The organism is Staphylococcus sp. LKG3-1 (assembly GCF_048568385.1).
GTDB classification, from domain to species: domain Bacteria; phylum Bacillota; class Bacilli; order Staphylococcales; family Staphylococcaceae; genus Staphylococcus; species Staphylococcus saprophyticus.
In genome coordinates this window covers 2,428,102-2,443,851 of record NZ_CP183796.1, presented here as the reverse complement: position 1 = coordinate 2,443,851, position 15,750 = coordinate 2,428,102, and the positions used below count along the sequence as shown (strand labels likewise).

Here is a 15,750-nt window from a genome sequence, read left to right as displayed (position 1 = left end):
TATGTTAATTTCATATTTCTGACATAAATTTAAAATTGATTTTTTATTACTCTGACAAAGCTACTAAAATATATATATTTTATATTATCTCATTCTTTGGTCTCATATTACGGTTTTAAGTAGCGTATTATATTTTTATTGTGCTATTATTGTTAGATGAAAATGCATAAAATTTAATAAGTACTATGAAAGTAGGTAAATTATGTTAATACTTGAATTAATTAAAGGTATTATTCTAGGTATCGTTGAAGGATTAACGGAATTTGCACCCGTTTCTTCTACTGGCCATATGATACTTGTCGATGACATGTGGCTAAAATCTAGTGAATTTTTAGGTTCACAATCCGCTTTTACATTTAAAATTGTAATCCAACTCGGTTCTGTGTTCGCAGGTGCTTGGGTATTCCGTGAACGTTATTTCGAAATGTTACATATTGGCAAATACAGACATGAACCCATTGACGGTATTGGCCAAAAACCAAAACGTTTAAACTTATTGCATATTATCGTTGGTATGATACCTGCTGGTGTCTTAGGATTACTCTTCGATGATGTCATCCAAGAATATCTTTTCAGTGTGCCTACTGTAATGATAGGACTATTTATCGGTGCTATATATATGATTATTGCTGATATTTACAGCAAAAAAGTTACCAATCCACGAAACGTGGACCAAATCAATTATTTCCAAGCATTTGTCATTGGTTTATCGCAAGCCATAGCTATGTGGCCAGGTTTTAGTAGATCAGGATCTACGATTTCCACTGGTGTCTTAATGAAAATGAATCATAAATCAGCATCTGACTTTACATTTATCATGGCAGTGCCAGTAATGCTTGCTGCAAGTGGTTTATCTTTAGTTAAAAATATGGAATATATCCACATGAGTGATATTGGCTTTTATGTTTTAGGTTTCTTAGCCGCATTTATTGTTGGTCTAATTGCCATTAAAACTTTCTTATACTTAATTAGTAAAATCAAACTGATTCCATTCGCTATTTATAGAATTGTCTTAGTAATCATTATCGCTATTCTTTATTTTGGCTTTGGTATTGGTCAAGGTATCACTGGTGAATAATTTAATAAAAAACAGGTAACTCCCCCATCAACGGGGTTTATCACAAACTGTCGACAAAGTCTCCGATTTTGTTGGCAGTTTTTTTGTGTATGGTTTTCGCAGACAGTATCTTAGCGTGTAGGTTTCGGCTAGTGTTGCTTTCCCAGGTATCGATCTAAATCACTGCCAATAATATATAGAAAATAATATAATATATAAATTGGGCAGTCGTAGTGTTTGTTATGTTGAATAAAACAACAGATAATAAATCCTATGTATACGCTATATTTACCGTTTATTTTCATGTAATATAGGGTATGGTGAAGATAGTATAAATTAAATGGAGGCAACGAGTATGGACAAAAAGCAATTAATTAAAACAATTATCACAGTAGCGCCTGTGTTTCTAGTACCGCTAATCGTCGAACGTAAACGCATCAAAGATCATCCAGATGTTAAAAAAGCTAGCGATGCGACAGTTAGCGCTTCTAAAACAGTTGCAGATAAATCTGTACATTTGAAAGATAATGTAGTTGAAAAATCTTCTAATGCGAAAGCATATGTTGTAGATAAAAAACACAACATGGATCAAAAGCGCGAACTTAAACGCATTGCAAAAGAAAATGATCCTGCTTATATCGAGAAAAAAGGCGAAAAATTAGAAAAAGAAAATCGCAAAGAAGCAGATAAAATGAACAAAATTCTGCAAAAAAATATCGATAAACGTCATAAAGAAGAAGAGAAAGCACGTCAAGAAAATGAAAAACAACGTATCAAAGATATGAAAAAATCTAACAAGCACATGGAAAAAGTTGGATTAACACCAGGTAAACTTGATGACGAAACTGAGAAAAAAGGCGAAAAGCTTGAAAAAGATAATCGTAAAGATGTAAATAAATTAAACAAATTGTTACAAAAAAACATCGACAAACGTCATAAAGAAGAAGAGAAAGTGCAAGAAAAAAATAAAAAAGCACGTTTATCTGAATTCAAAAAATATAAAGACTATGTGGCAAAAAGCGTTGTAAAACAAAACAACGAAGATAAAGGCAAATAAGCAAATGACACAAGTCATTATAGATGGAGATGCTTGTCCTGTAACCAATTCAATTATTGAATTGACGAAAGGGACAGGCATTTTTGTTACCGTCGTCCGTAGCTTTAGCCACTTCTCTACCGTCATTCAACCTGAACATGTCAATATTATTTATGTTGATGATGGGCCTGATGCTGTCGATTATAGAATAGTAAAACTGGTTCACTCTGATGATCTTGTTGTAACACAAGATTATGGACTCGCTAGTTTATTATTAAACAAAGCTAAAATTGTTATGCATCACAAAGGATTTATATATAATCAAGAAAATATCAATACGCTACTCGAACAACGACATGCAAGTGCACAGTTTAGAAAGAGTGGTGGTCGAACAAAAGGGCCGGCTACTTTTACAGAAGAAGATGTATCAAAATTCGAGTCTATATTTTCAAATTTAATTCATAAATATTTTTTAGAAACGGAGGATTAATCATGAAAAAAATTGCTATCTATTGTGGTGCCAGTAAAGGCAATGATGTTACATATATGAACGAAGCTTATCAATTAGGTAAGTACATGGCAGAACAAGGCTATGAACTCATTTTCGGTGCAGGTTCTGTAGGGATTATGGGCGCAATTCAAGATGGTGTATTGGATCATGGCGGCACTGCAATTGGTGTCATGCCTAAAATGTTAGATGAAAAAGAAATTACGAGTACTAAATTAACGAAGCTTATTTTAGTGGATTCCATGCATGAGCGAAAAAATAAAATGGCAGAGCTTGCCGATGCATTCGTGATGGCACCTGGTGGCGCTGGCTCACTAGAGGAATTTTTCGAAATGTATAGTTGGGCGCAAATTGGTATACACCAGAAACCGATAGCCATTTTTAACATCAATGCCTTTTTTGAACCTTTACAAACATTAATAAATCATATGATTAAAGAAGGCTTTATCGATCCAAAATATAAAGCACTTGCACCTTTATGCGCTACGCCAGAATCACTTTTTAAAACATTAAACAATTACCAACCTCTTGGCATTAGAACTTATGACTAAATCATGTTAATAAAATTAAGCAGCTATTATACACAAGCACTAGCTTATATAATCCGCGAAAAAAGGATGACTAATCGTAGGAAAGCGTCTGAGACATTTATTTTTGTCCCAGACGCTTTTTAATAATGAAGCATTATTTCGCCTTATCCCTCAATTTGACAATATCTATTTATATCCCAAACATTTAATATAATCTAACTTGAAATCTATCATTGAATAGTTAGCCTTTGACTTATAACAAAATTGCTAAGAGTTGTTTTAAAATCATTATAGCTACGATTAAAATAATGACTGATGACAATTTGTTCAATAGCATGATATATTTCCCTGTTTTATCTATGTTTCCAATCATTTTTCCAACTACTGCCAAGAAAATAAACCATAGCCAAGAAACAATAACAGTAGCTATAGTAAAGACCATTTTTTCAGTACCTTCATAAACTGCACCACTTGTCCCTATTACGCCTATGGTATCCATGATTGCATGGGGATTAAGTAATGATACAGACAGTGCAAAACCAATTTGCTTTTTAGCGGACATCGGTCGATATGATTGTAGTGTAACTGGACGTGTACGCCATAATGACCATGCCATATATAATAAAAATACCAGTCCAATACAATAAATTGTAATTTGTAGCACAGGCATCGATAACAATATCACAGAAATACCTATGACGGCTAACACGATTAAAAATGTATCACATAACCCTGCTGTTATAATAACTGGTAATGATTTGGTAATACTTTTATGGTTTGCACCTTGATTAAATACAAATACGTTTTGCGCCCCTAAAGGCAATATGAGCCCTAGCGCTAATAGTAATCCGTGAACGGCTGATTGCAACATACAAAACTACGCTCCTTTAATTATTACGTCTATTTTAACTATGCTATACTATATGCACAGAAATTGGACCCACCAGATACAAATTAAAATACCAACCAGATAATATAGGAGCTATTTTATGTTCAAACCAAAATACAAGTAAATTATAGATGATATCATTTCACAAATAGATTCTGGAGATTTAGAACAAGGCATGCAATTACCTTCTCAACGAGATATGGCCTCGTTATATCAAGTGAACCGTTCCACCGTTATACAAGCACTCGATATTCTAAAAAGCCAGGGAATCATAGAAGGTAGAGAAAAACAACGCTTATATGTATCTGGAAATACTTGGCATACTTATATTAAAAACAATATTAATTGGCAAAACTATATTAGCCATAGTACGACTAAAAATAACCAATACTTTGTTCAACAAATTAATAAACTAGAATTTCACACTAACATGATACGATTGGGTACTGGTGAACTTGCTCCCGATCTTATACCTAATGAACAGTTCAAAGAAATTTTGAGCAAGTGTCATACTCCTGTGTTAAATACTAATTATGAACCACCCCAAGGCAACCTTAAGCTTAGAGAAGCAGTGGCACAATATATGCAAAAATTAGGTGTCGCATGTACTGTTGATCACATTTGTATTACATCAGGTGCATTACAAGGGTTAAAACTCATTGCAGATGGCTTACTCATTCTACAATCCAAGATTATTGTTGAATCACCTTCATACATTAATTCAATACGCACGTGGCATAATATGAGGGCCGATATTCAGCAAATAAGCATTTCTGATATTAAAAGTAATATTAATAATATTTTTAAAGTACAATCACAATATACAAACAGTATCTTTTATTGTATACCGACTTTACACAATCCAACACAACATAGTTATTCAACAGAAGAAAAACAAAAAATCATCATGCAATGTGAACAACATGGTATACCAATCGTAGAAGACGATGTGTATGGTGACTTATATTTCAATCATGAACGACCTAAACCATTAAAATCGTTTGATACAAAAGACAATATTTTATATATGAATAGCTTATCTAAAACAGTAAGTCCTGGTTTACGTGTCGGGTGGATTGTTGCCAAGCCTTCTGTCGCAGCACATTTAGCTGATTTAAAAATGCAAAATGACTATGGCGCAAGTTCTATATCACAATATATCGCAATACAATGGTTAACACATCCTCAATATCATGACCAACACCTCAAAATGTTAAAGAACCAACTTTTAATTAAGAGAAATTTATTTTTAGAATCTCTGAAGAGATATTTTAGTGATTTCGGTTCATGGTCAACGCCCGAAGGATCATTTTATATTTGGTTCCAATTTAAGTTCTCCATCGATATGAAAAGACTTTTCGATGAAGCGATTGCAGAAAACATACTGATTAACCCTGGTGAAGTATATGATAAAGATGCGCGTGATTGTATCCGTTTCTCATATGCTTATATCGATGCCGAAGATATCGATGCAACTTTAAAGCATTTAAGCAAAATTATCCAAACACGTTTTACGCCACCGTCTTCCCACATTGGCAAAGGTAATCACGGTTGATAAGTATAAAAAGTGTTTCTGAACTGTGGTACATGCATAAATCTTTCTAACTTTAAAAAATTGATAAAGGCTGAAACAATTAAATTTGCCTCAGCCTCTATTTAACTTAATCTATATACATTTGTATAGATGATCATATACATTATCAAAACAACACTTCTCAGACATTTATTGTTAAATCTTTATAATATCGAACATGTTTTTTCAGTGGATGATACTTACTAAGTTCTGGGTATTCAAAATGATCAAAACGTTTCATACCAATTTTCTCCATAACTTTGCGTGAAGCTTCGTTATTTTCTGAAGTGAAAGCATATACTTCTTCAATGCCTTGTTCTTTAGCATATTTCAATACCGCAGCTGCGCCCTCAGTTGCAAAGCCATTGCCCCATACTTCTGGAATTAAGCGCCACCCAATTTCATAAAATGGCAATTCTTCAAATGTGTATTTACTTTCTTTAGGAACATAATTCAAGCCAATAAACCCTAGCCAGCCATTTGTTTCTTTAAGTTCTACAGCGAATAATCCTATGCCATTTGATTGGATCGCTTCATCCATTTTTTTCATATCGTGTTCTGAACGTTTATAGCTTAATAAACTAGGAAAATATCTCCGAACTTGCCGATTGGCATTCATTTGTTGAAATGGTAATAAGTCTGTTTCTCGCCAATCACGTAATCTCAACCGTTCAGTTTCAATATAAACTGTCATTCATTACACCTCTATACTTAAAGTAAATTTATATAGAAAAGTAACGCGTTATGAGCGCACTCATATCGCGTTACTTTTTTAGTATTTCAAAGAATATCCATTACGTTCTTGAAATATAGCTAATTAATTCAACGTTTACCGCAATTTCTTTTAAACGATTGCGTTCGCTTTTCGGTGCAGTAAATGTTGCATCGATAAAATCATTCTGATGATCTAGTTTATACGTCGCTACAAATGTATCCGTATCTGATTCGAAATTTGGCAAATGTGCAATAACACGTTTAATTTCACCCGTTGAATCTTTAATTTGTCTGCCAGTAATGCTTTCAATTTCTCTACCTAATTCTGGCAAAGTAATTGAACGGCCTTCTAATAAATTGAAATCTTGTTCATGCATAACGGTAACCTCTCTTCTATTCAAGGAAATTGTTAATTCACTTTATCTTTATATTCACATAAACGATAAAACATATTTATCAATTAACTTGTATTCCAACTTTTTATTTTAAATATTTTTATATGTGACGATTAAAACTTGTAATATCTTATAACGATACCCATTATAACAATTACTAAAACCAGTTTACAATGATTTCCTAGGAAATACTATTTAAGGATGTTTAAATAAGATGATATATAAATTATGATGCGTGATACCCTACGACTACTTTATGTCTTGGCATTAATATCTTTTTCTAAGTCGTCCGATTTATCTTTAAGTTTGTCTTGCTCTTTTTCTAATTTTTCTTTTTGCTTTTTCAAGTCTTTATTTTGCTTTTCAAGTTTATCGATATCTTTTTCTAAAGACGCTTTCTCATCATCTTTACCACATGCTGTTAGAGTAATGGTTGATGCTATTATGAGTGCCAGCCATTTTTTCATGTAATATCTCCTTTTTCATAATAATATATATTTTATCATTATTTATGCTTATCTTCATTATTTACCAATAAGTTTTTGACCATAACGACCTTATCCATATCATACCCCATATTAAAATTCATTTTTTGCATTTTTTGGTTCGAATAAGCTACAGTACTTTCTATTGTATGCGCCCCTTTATCTCGTGCCCATGCTTCAATCTCTTTTTTTAACTTAGTTGCAACACCCTGATTACGGTGAGTAGATTCAACATATAACATTTCAATTAATGCTGTTTTCAGTGTTTTATCATATCGTGCCCAAATAAAACCAATCAACTGTTCACCTTGTGTTTGAATCAATATTGTATCGTCACTGTATCTTAAACCATGTTCAATCATTTCAATACGCAAAGCAACAGAAAGTTTAGTCCTTTTATATGTAGTATTTTGCCGTTCCAGTTCTGCTTCATGCACTTCAGCAATTCGGTTAATATATTGTGTCTGTTTAATTGTTAATCGATTCATATATACTCCTTATAAAAGCTTGTTGATTTATATTATGATATTAGTCATAATAATTCTTATCTTATAAATATATTCTAAAAAAAGGTAGCGAAATTCAAATGAAATCCACTGATAAATTAATGCGTGAAAATAATGTGAAATCACTTAGATTAAATAATACAGATAGAGAAACGTTTGAAAATTATATGACTTATGTACGAGCTGATTTAAGCGTAAATCCACATGCATCTGAAAAAATGTTAAATCGCATTTTACATCAGTTATTACAGGCCGAAAAGGAAGGCACCCTCGCAATGGATTTCTTTAACCATGATCCTAAAGCGCATGCTAAAAACGAAATCAAAAAGTTACCTAATGAAACTATAACTAATATATTCAAATATATATTTCAACATATCTTATTATTTATAGGTATTTTTTGTTTTTTAAAAGGTTTTATTGGATTTTTCATTGGCGCAAAACGTTTATATATTTATACCTTCCCTCTTATGTTAATTGTCGGTTTCATTATCATTTTCTTATTTATTTGGGTAATATTTAAAACTGTGCAAATGCAATGTTTTACTAAATCACATTGGACATCGATTGGCACTTATATCAGCATTATCCTTTTATTATTTGCAACTTTCTATGTATTTTTTGTTCCACAATCTTTTTTAGCGATAGGCCCTTATCTCTTAATTAGTAATTGGACCTTTATCATTATTTCTTTTATCGTTATTCCAGTTTCACTCTATATCGATCATCACTTTATCAATAAAGATGCCAACACTTCTTTATAAACAGTGCATAGTGATAAAAAAGTAGGACAACGAAATCTTATTTAAAATATGATTTCATCGCCCTACTTTTATCTATTATTTAATATGTCTATATTAAATATTTAGTCCTTCTTTTTTCTCAACACGAATACTCACTAATAAGAAAATGAGTCCAATAACCGTTAATATAGGTGCTATTAAACTTAATGATGCTATAGGTAAATTCGTAACCACGACGCCTCCTATGAAGGCACCTAAAGCATTACCTAAATTAAATGCAGATTGATTCAACGTACTTGCAAGTGTTGGTGCATCTTGAGAGATTAAAGTACTCTTAAATTGTAATGACGGGCTCATACTAAAGCCAATCAAACCAAAGAAGAAGATGCCTGCTACCATTAAAATACTATTCATTTGAACGAAGTATAATAAGATGAAATATAGAATAAAGACGATAAAAATGATTTTTAAAGCTTTATTTAAATTCCAATCTGCCAGCTTACCACCAACGACATTACCAAGAGTAACCCCTATACCAAATATAATTAACAGATAAGAGATTAAGTTTTCTTGTACATTGGAGACATCTATGAGCACAGTAGAAATATAAGTAAAGTATGCAAACACACTACTAAAACCAAACAATGTCACTGCAAGCGTTAGCCACAAGCGCTTTTCTTTTAAAATTTGTAATTCATTTAAGACAGATGACTTAATCGTTTCACGTTGCATAGGAACAAAAATGATGATGCCAATCAGTGCAAGTGCCCCAATAATCGAAATAATAATAAACGTCATAGGCCAACCAAAGTTTTGACCAATTAATGTACCAAAAGGTACACCTAATATATTACTCATACTTAACCCCATAAACATAAGTGCCATTGCGCTCGCACGCTTTTCAGGTCTTACCATACTTGCCGCAAGTATAGAACCAATACCAAAGAACGAACCATGTGCTAAAGAGGTAATAATTCGACTTGTCATCATAAACCCATAATTAGGACTAAACGATGCTGTAAGATTCCCTATAATAAATATTCCCATCAATACAATCAACAAATATTTTCTATTCCATTTTATTGTCAACATAACTATGATAGGTCCACCGATTGCTACACCCAATGCATAACCAGTGATCAATTGTCCTGCTTGACTCACCGTCACGTCAAAATCTCGTGCAATATTAGGCAATAACCCCATAATAACAAACTCTGTCATGCCAATTGCAAACGCACCAATTGCAAGCATCCATATCGCTATAGGATATTTCATTTTCGACTTACCTCCCATTACGTATTTTTTAAACATGATTGTGATTATACTAAAATGCGATTGCTTAAAACAAGGGTATTGCTTAATTTTTACTGTTTTTTATATAAATCCGCTTACATTATATGTGTAGTTAAAATTAATCGCACATATAAAAAATGTTGATCATTCAAATCTAAAATAACATCTTACAAAAGTTATTTTAAAAATGAACCATCAACACGAAGGTATACTGATTTAGTTTATAAGTAAGGCATCTACAAAGAACCAAATCACCATAATAATCATAATGATTGCCTGTGCTACTGAGCTTGCTAAAAAGGCAACGACCGAACCAAAGCTCGCTTTTAGCGCTTTAGTTAAGTTAGGCTCTTGAATCATTTCTACAACAAGCACTGCAACAAATGGAACTATAATAATGCCAAAAGGTGGAAAGACAAAACAACCGACGATGACACCGACAAGTGCAACCAGTTCACTTAACTTTGAACCACCAAATTTATTTACAAAGTATTTATTCATAATAAAATCAGCAACAAGAATAAATACCGTGAATAATATCATAGAAACATAAAATACCCATGATAAGTTGCCATTATGAAAACCAAATTGATAAATTAAAAAACCGACCCATAACACTAATACTGAAGGAATAATGGGTTTAATTAATCCAATAAATGCTAAAACAAATGCTGCTATAATACATAGCCATAAAATTACTGTCATGATTATCTACTCCATACTTTCTTCTGTAAATTTTTGATCTTTAGTAAAGAAAATCAGTATCATGCCAACAAATATTGAAGCTGCTGAGACATAAAATACATTGCCTAAACCAACCCATTGACTCATGATACCACCTAATAAATTCCCACATAATTGACCAATAACCATCGCATTAGCAAATAATGTCGACGCATAACCCGGAAAATCTGGTAATATATCTTGGAAATAGCTAATACCTAGCCCAAGTAAAATTGCTAAAAATATGGCTAAGAATACTTGGCCAACAAACATCATTACAAGGCTTTCGAATACCCCAATGCTAAAGTAAAATAATCCACCAAATAAGCCGCCTAATATTAATAGTGTGCGCGTTGTTAATTTAGCAGATAAAATACCGAGTAATACCATAAATGGTACTTCTAATCCTGCACATAAACTTGCCAAACCGCCGACAAACCCTTCAGGTTCATTTAAATAGTTTGTAACGAACAATGGCATATTCAACGTATACATCCATTGCCCAATATGCAATAAGATAAACGCTAAAAATGGAACTAATAATACTTTATCTTTTAACATATTTGGTGCAGCTGCTTCTACATGGTTCACATCGGAAACAGTGTGTTCCGTTTTAATATCTTTAAAAAAGAAAACTTGCAGTAGTAAAGTGAAGATTATAATTGTAATGGTGCCCCCAAACAGCCCAGAATAACCATTTGCGCTTAATAGCAAAGCACCTATTAAAGGACCGAATAAAAATCCAAATGAAAACATTGATCTCAAAACAGCATTTGCAAATTTGGCTTTATTTTTAGACGCGGAGGCATTAATTGATTCTCTTGCCGAGGCATACATTTGTGGCATTGCAGGTGCAAAACACCCTTGAAAAATCGCATACATCGCTATAAAAATCCAAATTTCATGAATATAAAAATAAATAGAAAAACTTACGGCCCCCATAAACAGGGCAGCAACAATAATCAATTTCCTATTTATATTTCGCGTATCTGAAAATCGTGCCACAATTGTATTTACAATAAATTGACTTATTGCTGCTAAAGCTAATAATAACCCGTATTGAGAGGACGTCATTCCTAAATCATTTGTAGCAAATAACACTAAATAAGGTACGGTAATCGCAATTCCCATTCCCAATAGCATCATATTAATTACAAATAATTTGTAATTCTTGATATGTAATAAGGCACTAAACATATAGCCAACCTCTATTCAATAAATAATATGTTCAACAGTGTGAAAGTAAGTATTCCAATATGGAAATATTTCTAACTATAAGAAAGTTGAGATGGTTTGTCGTTTATGATTCAACATATTCCATCATTAAATTGATAAATGATTCTACTTGAGGTAATTGCTTCATACTCGCATCGTAGCTTAAAAATGTTGAACGAATCAATGGTTTTTCATCAATATTTACACGTTGGAATTCAAATTGCTCTCGATCGAGATGTTTCATCATAATTTCAGGTAAAATCGTAACGCCTACACCATTCAATAACATTTCTTTACATGTAGCAACTTGGTCAACAGTAATCATCGCATGATAATCTTGACCTATTTGACTACCATACCATTCTTTTATCTGATTAATATAAATTGGATCAGCTTGAAATTCAATAAATGGCATCTTATCTACTTCATCATTGCGATTTTTGGGATGAATAAAGAAATGTTCATCATTGAAAAGATGCGTATTACTTAAATTCATCATTTTATTACCACGAATAATCATGACATGGTAATCTCTATGATTTGCTTTTATCTGTTCACTTGAACCTACTTGAACTTGAATTTCTACGTTTGGAAATTGTCGTGTATATAAGTTTAAAACTTCTGGCAATAATGTTTGTCCAATTAAAGATGAACAACCAATCGATATCGTACCATTTACTTCGCCAATATGCGCTTGCATTTTGTCTAAGAATAGACGTTCTCTATTAAGCATTTCTCTAGCATGCTCAATAATCATTGCGCCTTCAGTAGTCGTAATCAATTGTTTCTTTGTTCGAATAAATACATTTACGCCAAAAGCATTCTCAATGGCCTTTAGACGTTGCGTGACTGCAGGTTGAGAAATATATAATATTTCTGCTGCTTTCCTAAGTGTTTTAGTTTCATCAAGCGTAGTTAACAAGCGATAATCGTCTATCTTCATAATTATCCCCCTATTTTTTATGCACGTTTCTGTAGCCGCTTCCATTTCATTACACATGTTTTCCATTATGCCCATAATGTAACCTGTAAACAAACTGACTCATACTTCAATACGCACGTTTTATCTCAATATTTCATTTCATACTAACCACAATCACCTTTTCAGTTCGTCCTCGCTACTTTCACTATAGTTCAGCAATTAAAATAAATAAAAGACATTCAAGTTATGTTTCAAATGTCTTTTATTCTATGTGTATGGTTCACTATAACACGTTTTTTTAATGACTCCTATACTATTTTTCAAAGGATTACATACTGCATAATGAGCGATTAAGTTTGTTATGCATATTAATCAGTTTCTAATTTTCTTTGGATATAGATGAAGACTTCTGACTCCATTGTTCAAATGTACCTTTTTTATGCTGAGATTTTGTTTCAGATCTTTCATTTTTCGCTTGTTTGATGTGTTTTTCTTGTTTGTGCGAGGGCTTATGCTTGTGTGTTTTAGCTTTATGATCTTTCGGTTTATGCTGTGCTTGCGTTTTTGTAACACCTTGCTTATGTTGCTTTGCCTTTTGTTTAATTTTATAAAAGCAATACATAATCTTATCTTGCATCGATTGAAAATCTGCATCAATTTTAATCATTAATTGATGTGCAATTACATAAGCTTCGTGATACTGCTTTCTCGTAATTTGCCCTGACTCTAAAGCGCGTTCTAAATCGTCTTGGTCTACAAGTTCATATTCGCCATTGGGTAATACAAGTACATCCAGACATAAATCAATTGTGCGTGCATTACCTTTTTGTGTAACATTTTTTATATTTATATCAAAATAATATTCCAACGGATTGCCCTTGTCATCTATCATCACTGTAATACTATAGCGCTTTTTCTCAGGTAAGATTTGTAACCATTGATAGTTATCATCAGCAACAATAATATTTTGACCTACAACTGAAACCTCTAATGGTTCTCGTACTTTATTCATTGTGACCAAACCAATGATTCCTTTGAACTTATTATTGTTCACCTTGACCTCAGTATATTCTCTATCAATGATGCGACGCCAGTGACGCTTATCGATATATTTTACTTTCACTGTCACCAACTCCTTAACATTATTATATAAAACTGTCTTCTTTATGTCATCTCATGAATTATATTGTCAGCATTCAATTTGCACTGCAGAAAATTTGATTATTATTATTGTACTATATTTCATAGCGTAAAAGCGAAATTGACAATCTTTATGAATTCTGTTAAATTTTATCTATATTTTTCTGAAAATTCTATAAATAAAGGAGATAGAACCATGGCAGTTATTCAAAGACCATTTAGAGCCGATCATGTCGGTAGTTTATTACGTCCTGAACGCTTAAAACAAGCACGCCAGGATTACCAAAACAACATTATCGATGCACAGGCATTGAAACAAGTTGAAGATGAGGAAATTGAGCACATCATTGAAAAACAACTTGAAATTGGATTACATAGTATCACTGATGGAGAGTTTCGCAGAAGTTGGTGGCATTTCGATTTCCTAGAAAATTTAAATGGCGTAGAAGGTTATACTTCAGACCGTGGTTTAGAATTCGAAGGTGTAGAGACACGAAATCACAATGTTAAAATCATTAGCAAAGTACAATTCAATCCAGATCATCCTCACTTTGAGCATTTCAAATTTTTACATGACAAAGTAGATGGACGTGCTACATCTAAAGTCTCTATACCAAGCCCTAATCAATTATTTCATCCTAATATTTTAAATGAAGAGATTTATCCAGATATCGAAGACTTTGCGCATGACGTCGCAAAAGCCTATCATGATAGCCTACTTAAATTTTACGAATTAGGCGCACGTTACATTCAATTAGACGATGTTTATTGGGCAAACCTAACTTCAGGTACACAAAAGACGCGTGGTCGTGATCGAACTGAAGAAGAAAAAGAAGCTGCACGTCAACTTGCCTATCAAGTTGTCAATGAAGCTGTTAAAGATTTACCAGAAGATTTACTCATTACCACACACATTTGCCGTGGTAACTATCAATCTACTTGGGCAATTTCAGGTGGCTATGAACCTGTAGCACCTTATTTATTCCAAGAACAACTTGGTGGGTTTTTCTTAGAATATGATGATGAACGTTCTGGTGACTTTGAACCTTTACGTTTCTTCCCTAAAGACAAATCTGCAGCAGTGTTAGGATTATTTACATCAAAAAATGGTGACTTAGAAGATAAAGCAACGATTCTTAAGCGTATTGAAGAAGCACAAAAATACATTACTTTAGATCAAATATGCTTAAGCCCTCAATGTGGCTTTGCTTCTACAGAAGAAGGAAATAAATTGACTGAAGACGCGCAATGGAAAAAATTAGCTTACGTTGTCGAAATTGCAAATGAAGTCTTTGGCACTGCGAAGTAATTTTAAATATCTTGTCTTACGCAAAAATGATAAATGAAGAGATTGCATATTAAAACAACCCATTTTATGGCGATGTGATCTTAGATATATCATAAATTAAGCTACGTTTCTTTAAATAAATGAGACATTACATTTTCAATTCAATCATCTACTGCTTAATTCAAAAAAGAGTCTGGGGCATCTATTTATGTCCCAGACTCTTTCACTTATTTATTATTTTTTCTATTTCATCTGCCTTTAAAGCATAGCGTTCATTTATCTCTGTTAATTCTGGATAATGTTTATTTAGCCACTCTTTACTAAGCAATTCAAAATGTTCAAATTCAAAGCCTGGTTGACACATACAGCCAACCAAAGCATATGCATTTTCATCTTCTACGCTAGATGCAAAAATCGTACCTTTAGGAACGACGTATTGTAATACGTCACCCGCTTCAATATGCTTACCTAATGTCACCTTTTCATATTGACCATTCGGAGAAATCATGTGAATTGTGAGTGAATCACCCTCATGATGATACCAAATTTCATCAGCATCGATACGATGAAAATGTGAAATATTATGATAAGTTAACAAAAAATAAATACTTGTGTAAGCTGCTCTATCCATGTCTTTATCAAGGTTACCTTTGATAACTTCTTTATAATAGCCACCTTCTGGATGCGGTTGCAATGCTAATTGTGAAATCCAACGTTGTACTGTTTGTTCCAT

18 protein-coding genes are annotated in these 15,750 nt (G+C 32.8%); 7 read left to right on the top strand and 11 right to left on the bottom strand.

Annotation, left to right across the window (positions count from 1 at the left end; genetic code table 11):
- Positions 1–202 precede the first annotated feature (202 nt).
- From ACM595_RS12100 to ACM595_RS12085, 4 genes are all read left to right on the top strand, one after another.
- The gene (locus tag ACM595_RS12100; RefSeq protein ID WP_002483975.1) at positions 203–1,078 is read left to right on the top strand and encodes an undecaprenyl-diphosphate phosphatase; all 876 of its coding nucleotides are present in this window, start codon (positions 203–205) and stop codon (positions 1,076–1,078) included.
- A gap of 334 nt (positions 1,079–1,412) precedes the next feature.
- The gene (locus ACM595_RS12095; protein WP_037538991.1) at positions 1,413–2,114 is read left to right on the top strand and encodes a hypothetical protein; all 702 of its coding nucleotides are present in this window, start codon (positions 1,413–1,415) and stop codon (positions 2,112–2,114) included.
- A gap of 4 nt (positions 2,115–2,118) precedes the next feature.
- Positions 2,119–2,583, top strand: coding sequence for a YaiI/YqxD family protein (locus ACM595_RS12090; RefSeq protein ID WP_115338651.1), 465 nt, complete (start codon positions 2,119–2,121; stop codon positions 2,581–2,583).
- Between the two features lie 2 nt (positions 2,584–2,585).
- The gene (locus tag ACM595_RS12085) at positions 2,586–3,152 is read left to right on the top strand and encodes a TIGR00730 family Rossman fold protein (protein WP_145437594.1); all 567 of its coding nucleotides are present in this window, start codon (positions 2,586–2,588) and stop codon (positions 3,150–3,152) included.
- Positions 3,153–3,384: 232 nt separating this feature from the next.
- Here the strand turns inward: ACM595_RS12085 and ACM595_RS12080 are convergent, their stop codons facing one another.
- On the bottom strand, positions 3,385–4,002 hold the full coding sequence (locus tag ACM595_RS12080) for a LysE/ArgO family amino acid transporter (RefSeq protein ID WP_011303689.1): 618 nt from the start codon (positions 4,000–4,002) through the stop codon (positions 3,385–3,387).
- A 142-nt stretch (positions 4,003–4,144) separates the two neighbouring features.
- Between ACM595_RS12080 and ACM595_RS12075 the strand changes: the two genes are divergently transcribed.
- A complete protein-coding gene (locus ACM595_RS12075) occupies positions 4,145–5,575 on the top strand; it encodes a PLP-dependent aminotransferase family protein (protein WP_241686131.1) in 1,431 nt (476 codons plus the stop codon).
- Between the two features lie 160 nt (positions 5,576–5,735).
- On the opposite strand, the gene ACM595_RS12070 is transcribed toward ACM595_RS12075, so the two are convergent.
- From ACM595_RS12070 to ACM595_RS12055, 4 genes are all read right to left on the bottom strand, one after another.
- The gene (locus tag ACM595_RS12070; RefSeq protein WP_002483981.1) at positions 5,736–6,287 is read right to left on the bottom strand and encodes a GNAT family N-acetyltransferase; all 552 of its coding nucleotides are present in this window, start codon (positions 6,285–6,287) and stop codon (positions 5,736–5,738) included.
- A gap of 100 nt (positions 6,288–6,387) precedes the next feature.
- Positions 6,388–6,684 carry a hypothetical protein gene (locus ACM595_RS12065; RefSeq protein WP_002483982.1) on the bottom strand — a complete coding sequence of 99 codons (297 nt, stop codon included), beginning with the start codon at positions 6,682–6,684 and terminating at the stop codon, positions 6,388–6,390.
- A 272-nt stretch (positions 6,685–6,956) separates the two neighbouring features.
- Complete coding sequence (locus tag ACM595_RS12060) at positions 6,957–7,169, bottom strand: SA0632 family lipoprotein (protein WP_002483983.1); 213 nt, start codon at positions 7,167–7,169, stop codon at positions 6,957–6,959.
- A gap of 38 nt (positions 7,170–7,207) precedes the next feature.
- Positions 7,208–7,675 (bottom strand): GNAT family N-acetyltransferase, encoded by a 468-nt coding sequence (locus ACM595_RS12055; RefSeq protein WP_002483984.1) that lies wholly within the window; start codon positions 7,673–7,675, stop codon positions 7,208–7,210.
- A 98-nt stretch (positions 7,676–7,773) separates the two neighbouring features.
- Between ACM595_RS12055 and ACM595_RS12050 the strand changes: the two genes are divergently transcribed.
- The gene (locus tag ACM595_RS12050; protein ID WP_115338652.1) at positions 7,774–8,457 is read left to right on the top strand and encodes a DUF1129 family protein; all 684 of its coding nucleotides are present in this window, start codon (positions 7,774–7,776) and stop codon (positions 8,455–8,457) included.
- Between the two features lie 93 nt (positions 8,458–8,550).
- Here the strand turns inward: ACM595_RS12050 and ACM595_RS12045 are convergent, their stop codons facing one another.
- The 5 genes from ACM595_RS12045 to ACM595_RS12025 all read right to left on the bottom strand — a co-directional run bounded on the left by ACM595_RS12045 (position 8,551) and on the right by ACM595_RS12025 (position 13,712).
- Positions 8,551–9,711, bottom strand: a complete 1,161-nt coding sequence (locus tag ACM595_RS12045; RefSeq protein ID WP_011303695.1) for an MFS transporter — start codon at positions 9,709–9,711, stop codon at positions 8,551–8,553.
- Between the two features lie 234 nt (positions 9,712–9,945).
- Entirely contained in the window at positions 9,946–10,434 is a 489-nt protein-coding gene (locus ACM595_RS12040; RefSeq protein WP_011303696.1) for a DUF456 domain-containing protein, read from the bottom strand.
- Between the two features lie 6 nt (positions 10,435–10,440).
- Positions 10,441–11,649 carry a sugar efflux transporter gene (locus ACM595_RS12035; protein WP_011303697.1) on the bottom strand — a complete coding sequence of 403 codons (1,209 nt, stop codon included), beginning with the start codon at positions 11,647–11,649 and terminating at the stop codon, positions 10,441–10,443.
- A gap of 103 nt (positions 11,650–11,752) precedes the next feature.
- Positions 11,753–12,610: a LysR family transcriptional regulator gene (locus ACM595_RS12030; RefSeq protein WP_002483989.1), complete on the bottom strand. Its 858-nt coding sequence runs from the start codon at positions 12,608–12,610 to the stop codon at positions 11,753–11,755.
- A 358-nt stretch (positions 12,611–12,968) separates the two neighbouring features.
- A complete protein-coding gene (locus ACM595_RS12025; RefSeq protein ID WP_037538993.1) occupies positions 12,969–13,712 on the bottom strand; it encodes a DUF402 domain-containing protein in 744 nt (247 codons plus the stop codon).
- Between the two features lie 213 nt (positions 13,713–13,925).
- Here ACM595_RS12025 and ACM595_RS12020 point away from each other — a divergent pair, with 213 nt between their 5' ends.
- Entirely contained in the window at positions 13,926–15,038 is a 1,113-nt protein-coding gene (locus tag ACM595_RS12020; RefSeq protein ID WP_011303699.1) for a 5-methyltetrahydropteroyltriglutamate--homocysteine S-methyltransferase, read from the top strand.
- A 202-nt stretch (positions 15,039–15,240) separates the two neighbouring features.
- Here the strand turns inward: ACM595_RS12020 and ACM595_RS12015 are convergent, their stop codons facing one another.
- The gene (locus tag ACM595_RS12015) at positions 15,241–15,750 is read right to left on the bottom strand and encodes a cupin domain-containing protein (RefSeq protein ID WP_002483992.1); all 510 of its coding nucleotides are present in this window, start codon (positions 15,748–15,750) and stop codon (positions 15,241–15,243) included.

Coding starts and splice junctions, on each gene's coding strand:
- ACM595_RS12100 (WP_002483975.1), top strand. CDS start 203: ATGTTAATACTTGAATTAATTAAAGGTATTATTCTAGGTATCGTTGAA.
- ACM595_RS12095 (WP_037538991.1), top strand. CDS start 1,413: ATGGACAAAAAGCAATTAATTAAAACAATTATCACAGTAGCGCCTGTG.
- ACM595_RS12090 (WP_115338651.1), top strand. CDS start 2,119: ATGACACAAGTCATTATAGATGGAGATGCTTGTCCTGTAACCAATTCA.
- ACM595_RS12085 (WP_145437594.1), top strand. CDS start 2,586: ATGAAAAAAATTGCTATCTATTGTGGTGCCAGTAAAGGCAATGATGTT.
- ACM595_RS12080 (WP_011303689.1), bottom strand. CDS start 4,002: ATGTTGCAATCAGCCGTTCACGGATTACTATTAGCGCTAGGGCTCATA.
- ACM595_RS12070 (WP_002483981.1), bottom strand. CDS start 6,287: ATGACAGTTTATATTGAAACTGAACGGTTGAGATTACGTGATTGGCGA.
- ACM595_RS12065 (WP_002483982.1), bottom strand. CDS start 6,684: ATGCATGAACAAGATTTCAATTTATTAGAAGGCCGTTCAATTACTTTG.
- ACM595_RS12060 (WP_002483983.1), bottom strand. CDS start 7,169: ATGAAAAAATGGCTGGCACTCATAATAGCATCAACCATTACTCTAACA.
- ACM595_RS12055 (WP_002483984.1), bottom strand. CDS start 7,675: ATGAATCGATTAACAATTAAACAGACACAATATATTAACCGAATTGCT.
- ACM595_RS12050 (WP_115338652.1), top strand. CDS start 7,774: ATGAAATCCACTGATAAATTAATGCGTGAAAATAATGTGAAATCACTT.
- ACM595_RS12045 (WP_011303695.1), bottom strand. CDS start 9,711: ATGAAATATCCTATAGCGATATGGATGCTTGCAATTGGTGCGTTTGCA.
- ACM595_RS12040 (WP_011303696.1), bottom strand. CDS start 10,434: ATGACAGTAATTTTATGGCTATGTATTATAGCAGCATTTGTTTTAGCA.
- ACM595_RS12035 (WP_011303697.1), bottom strand. CDS start 11,649: ATGTTTAGTGCCTTATTACATATCAAGAATTACAAATTATTTGTAATT.
- ACM595_RS12030 (WP_002483989.1), bottom strand. CDS start 12,610: ATGAAGATAGACGATTATCGCTTGTTAACTACGCTTGATGAAACTAAA.
- ACM595_RS12020 (WP_011303699.1), top strand. CDS start 13,926: ATGGCAGTTATTCAAAGACCATTTAGAGCCGATCATGTCGGTAGTTTA.
- ACM595_RS12015 (WP_002483992.1), bottom strand. CDS start 15,750: ATGGAACAAACAGTACAACGTTGGATTTCACAATTAGCATTGCAACCG.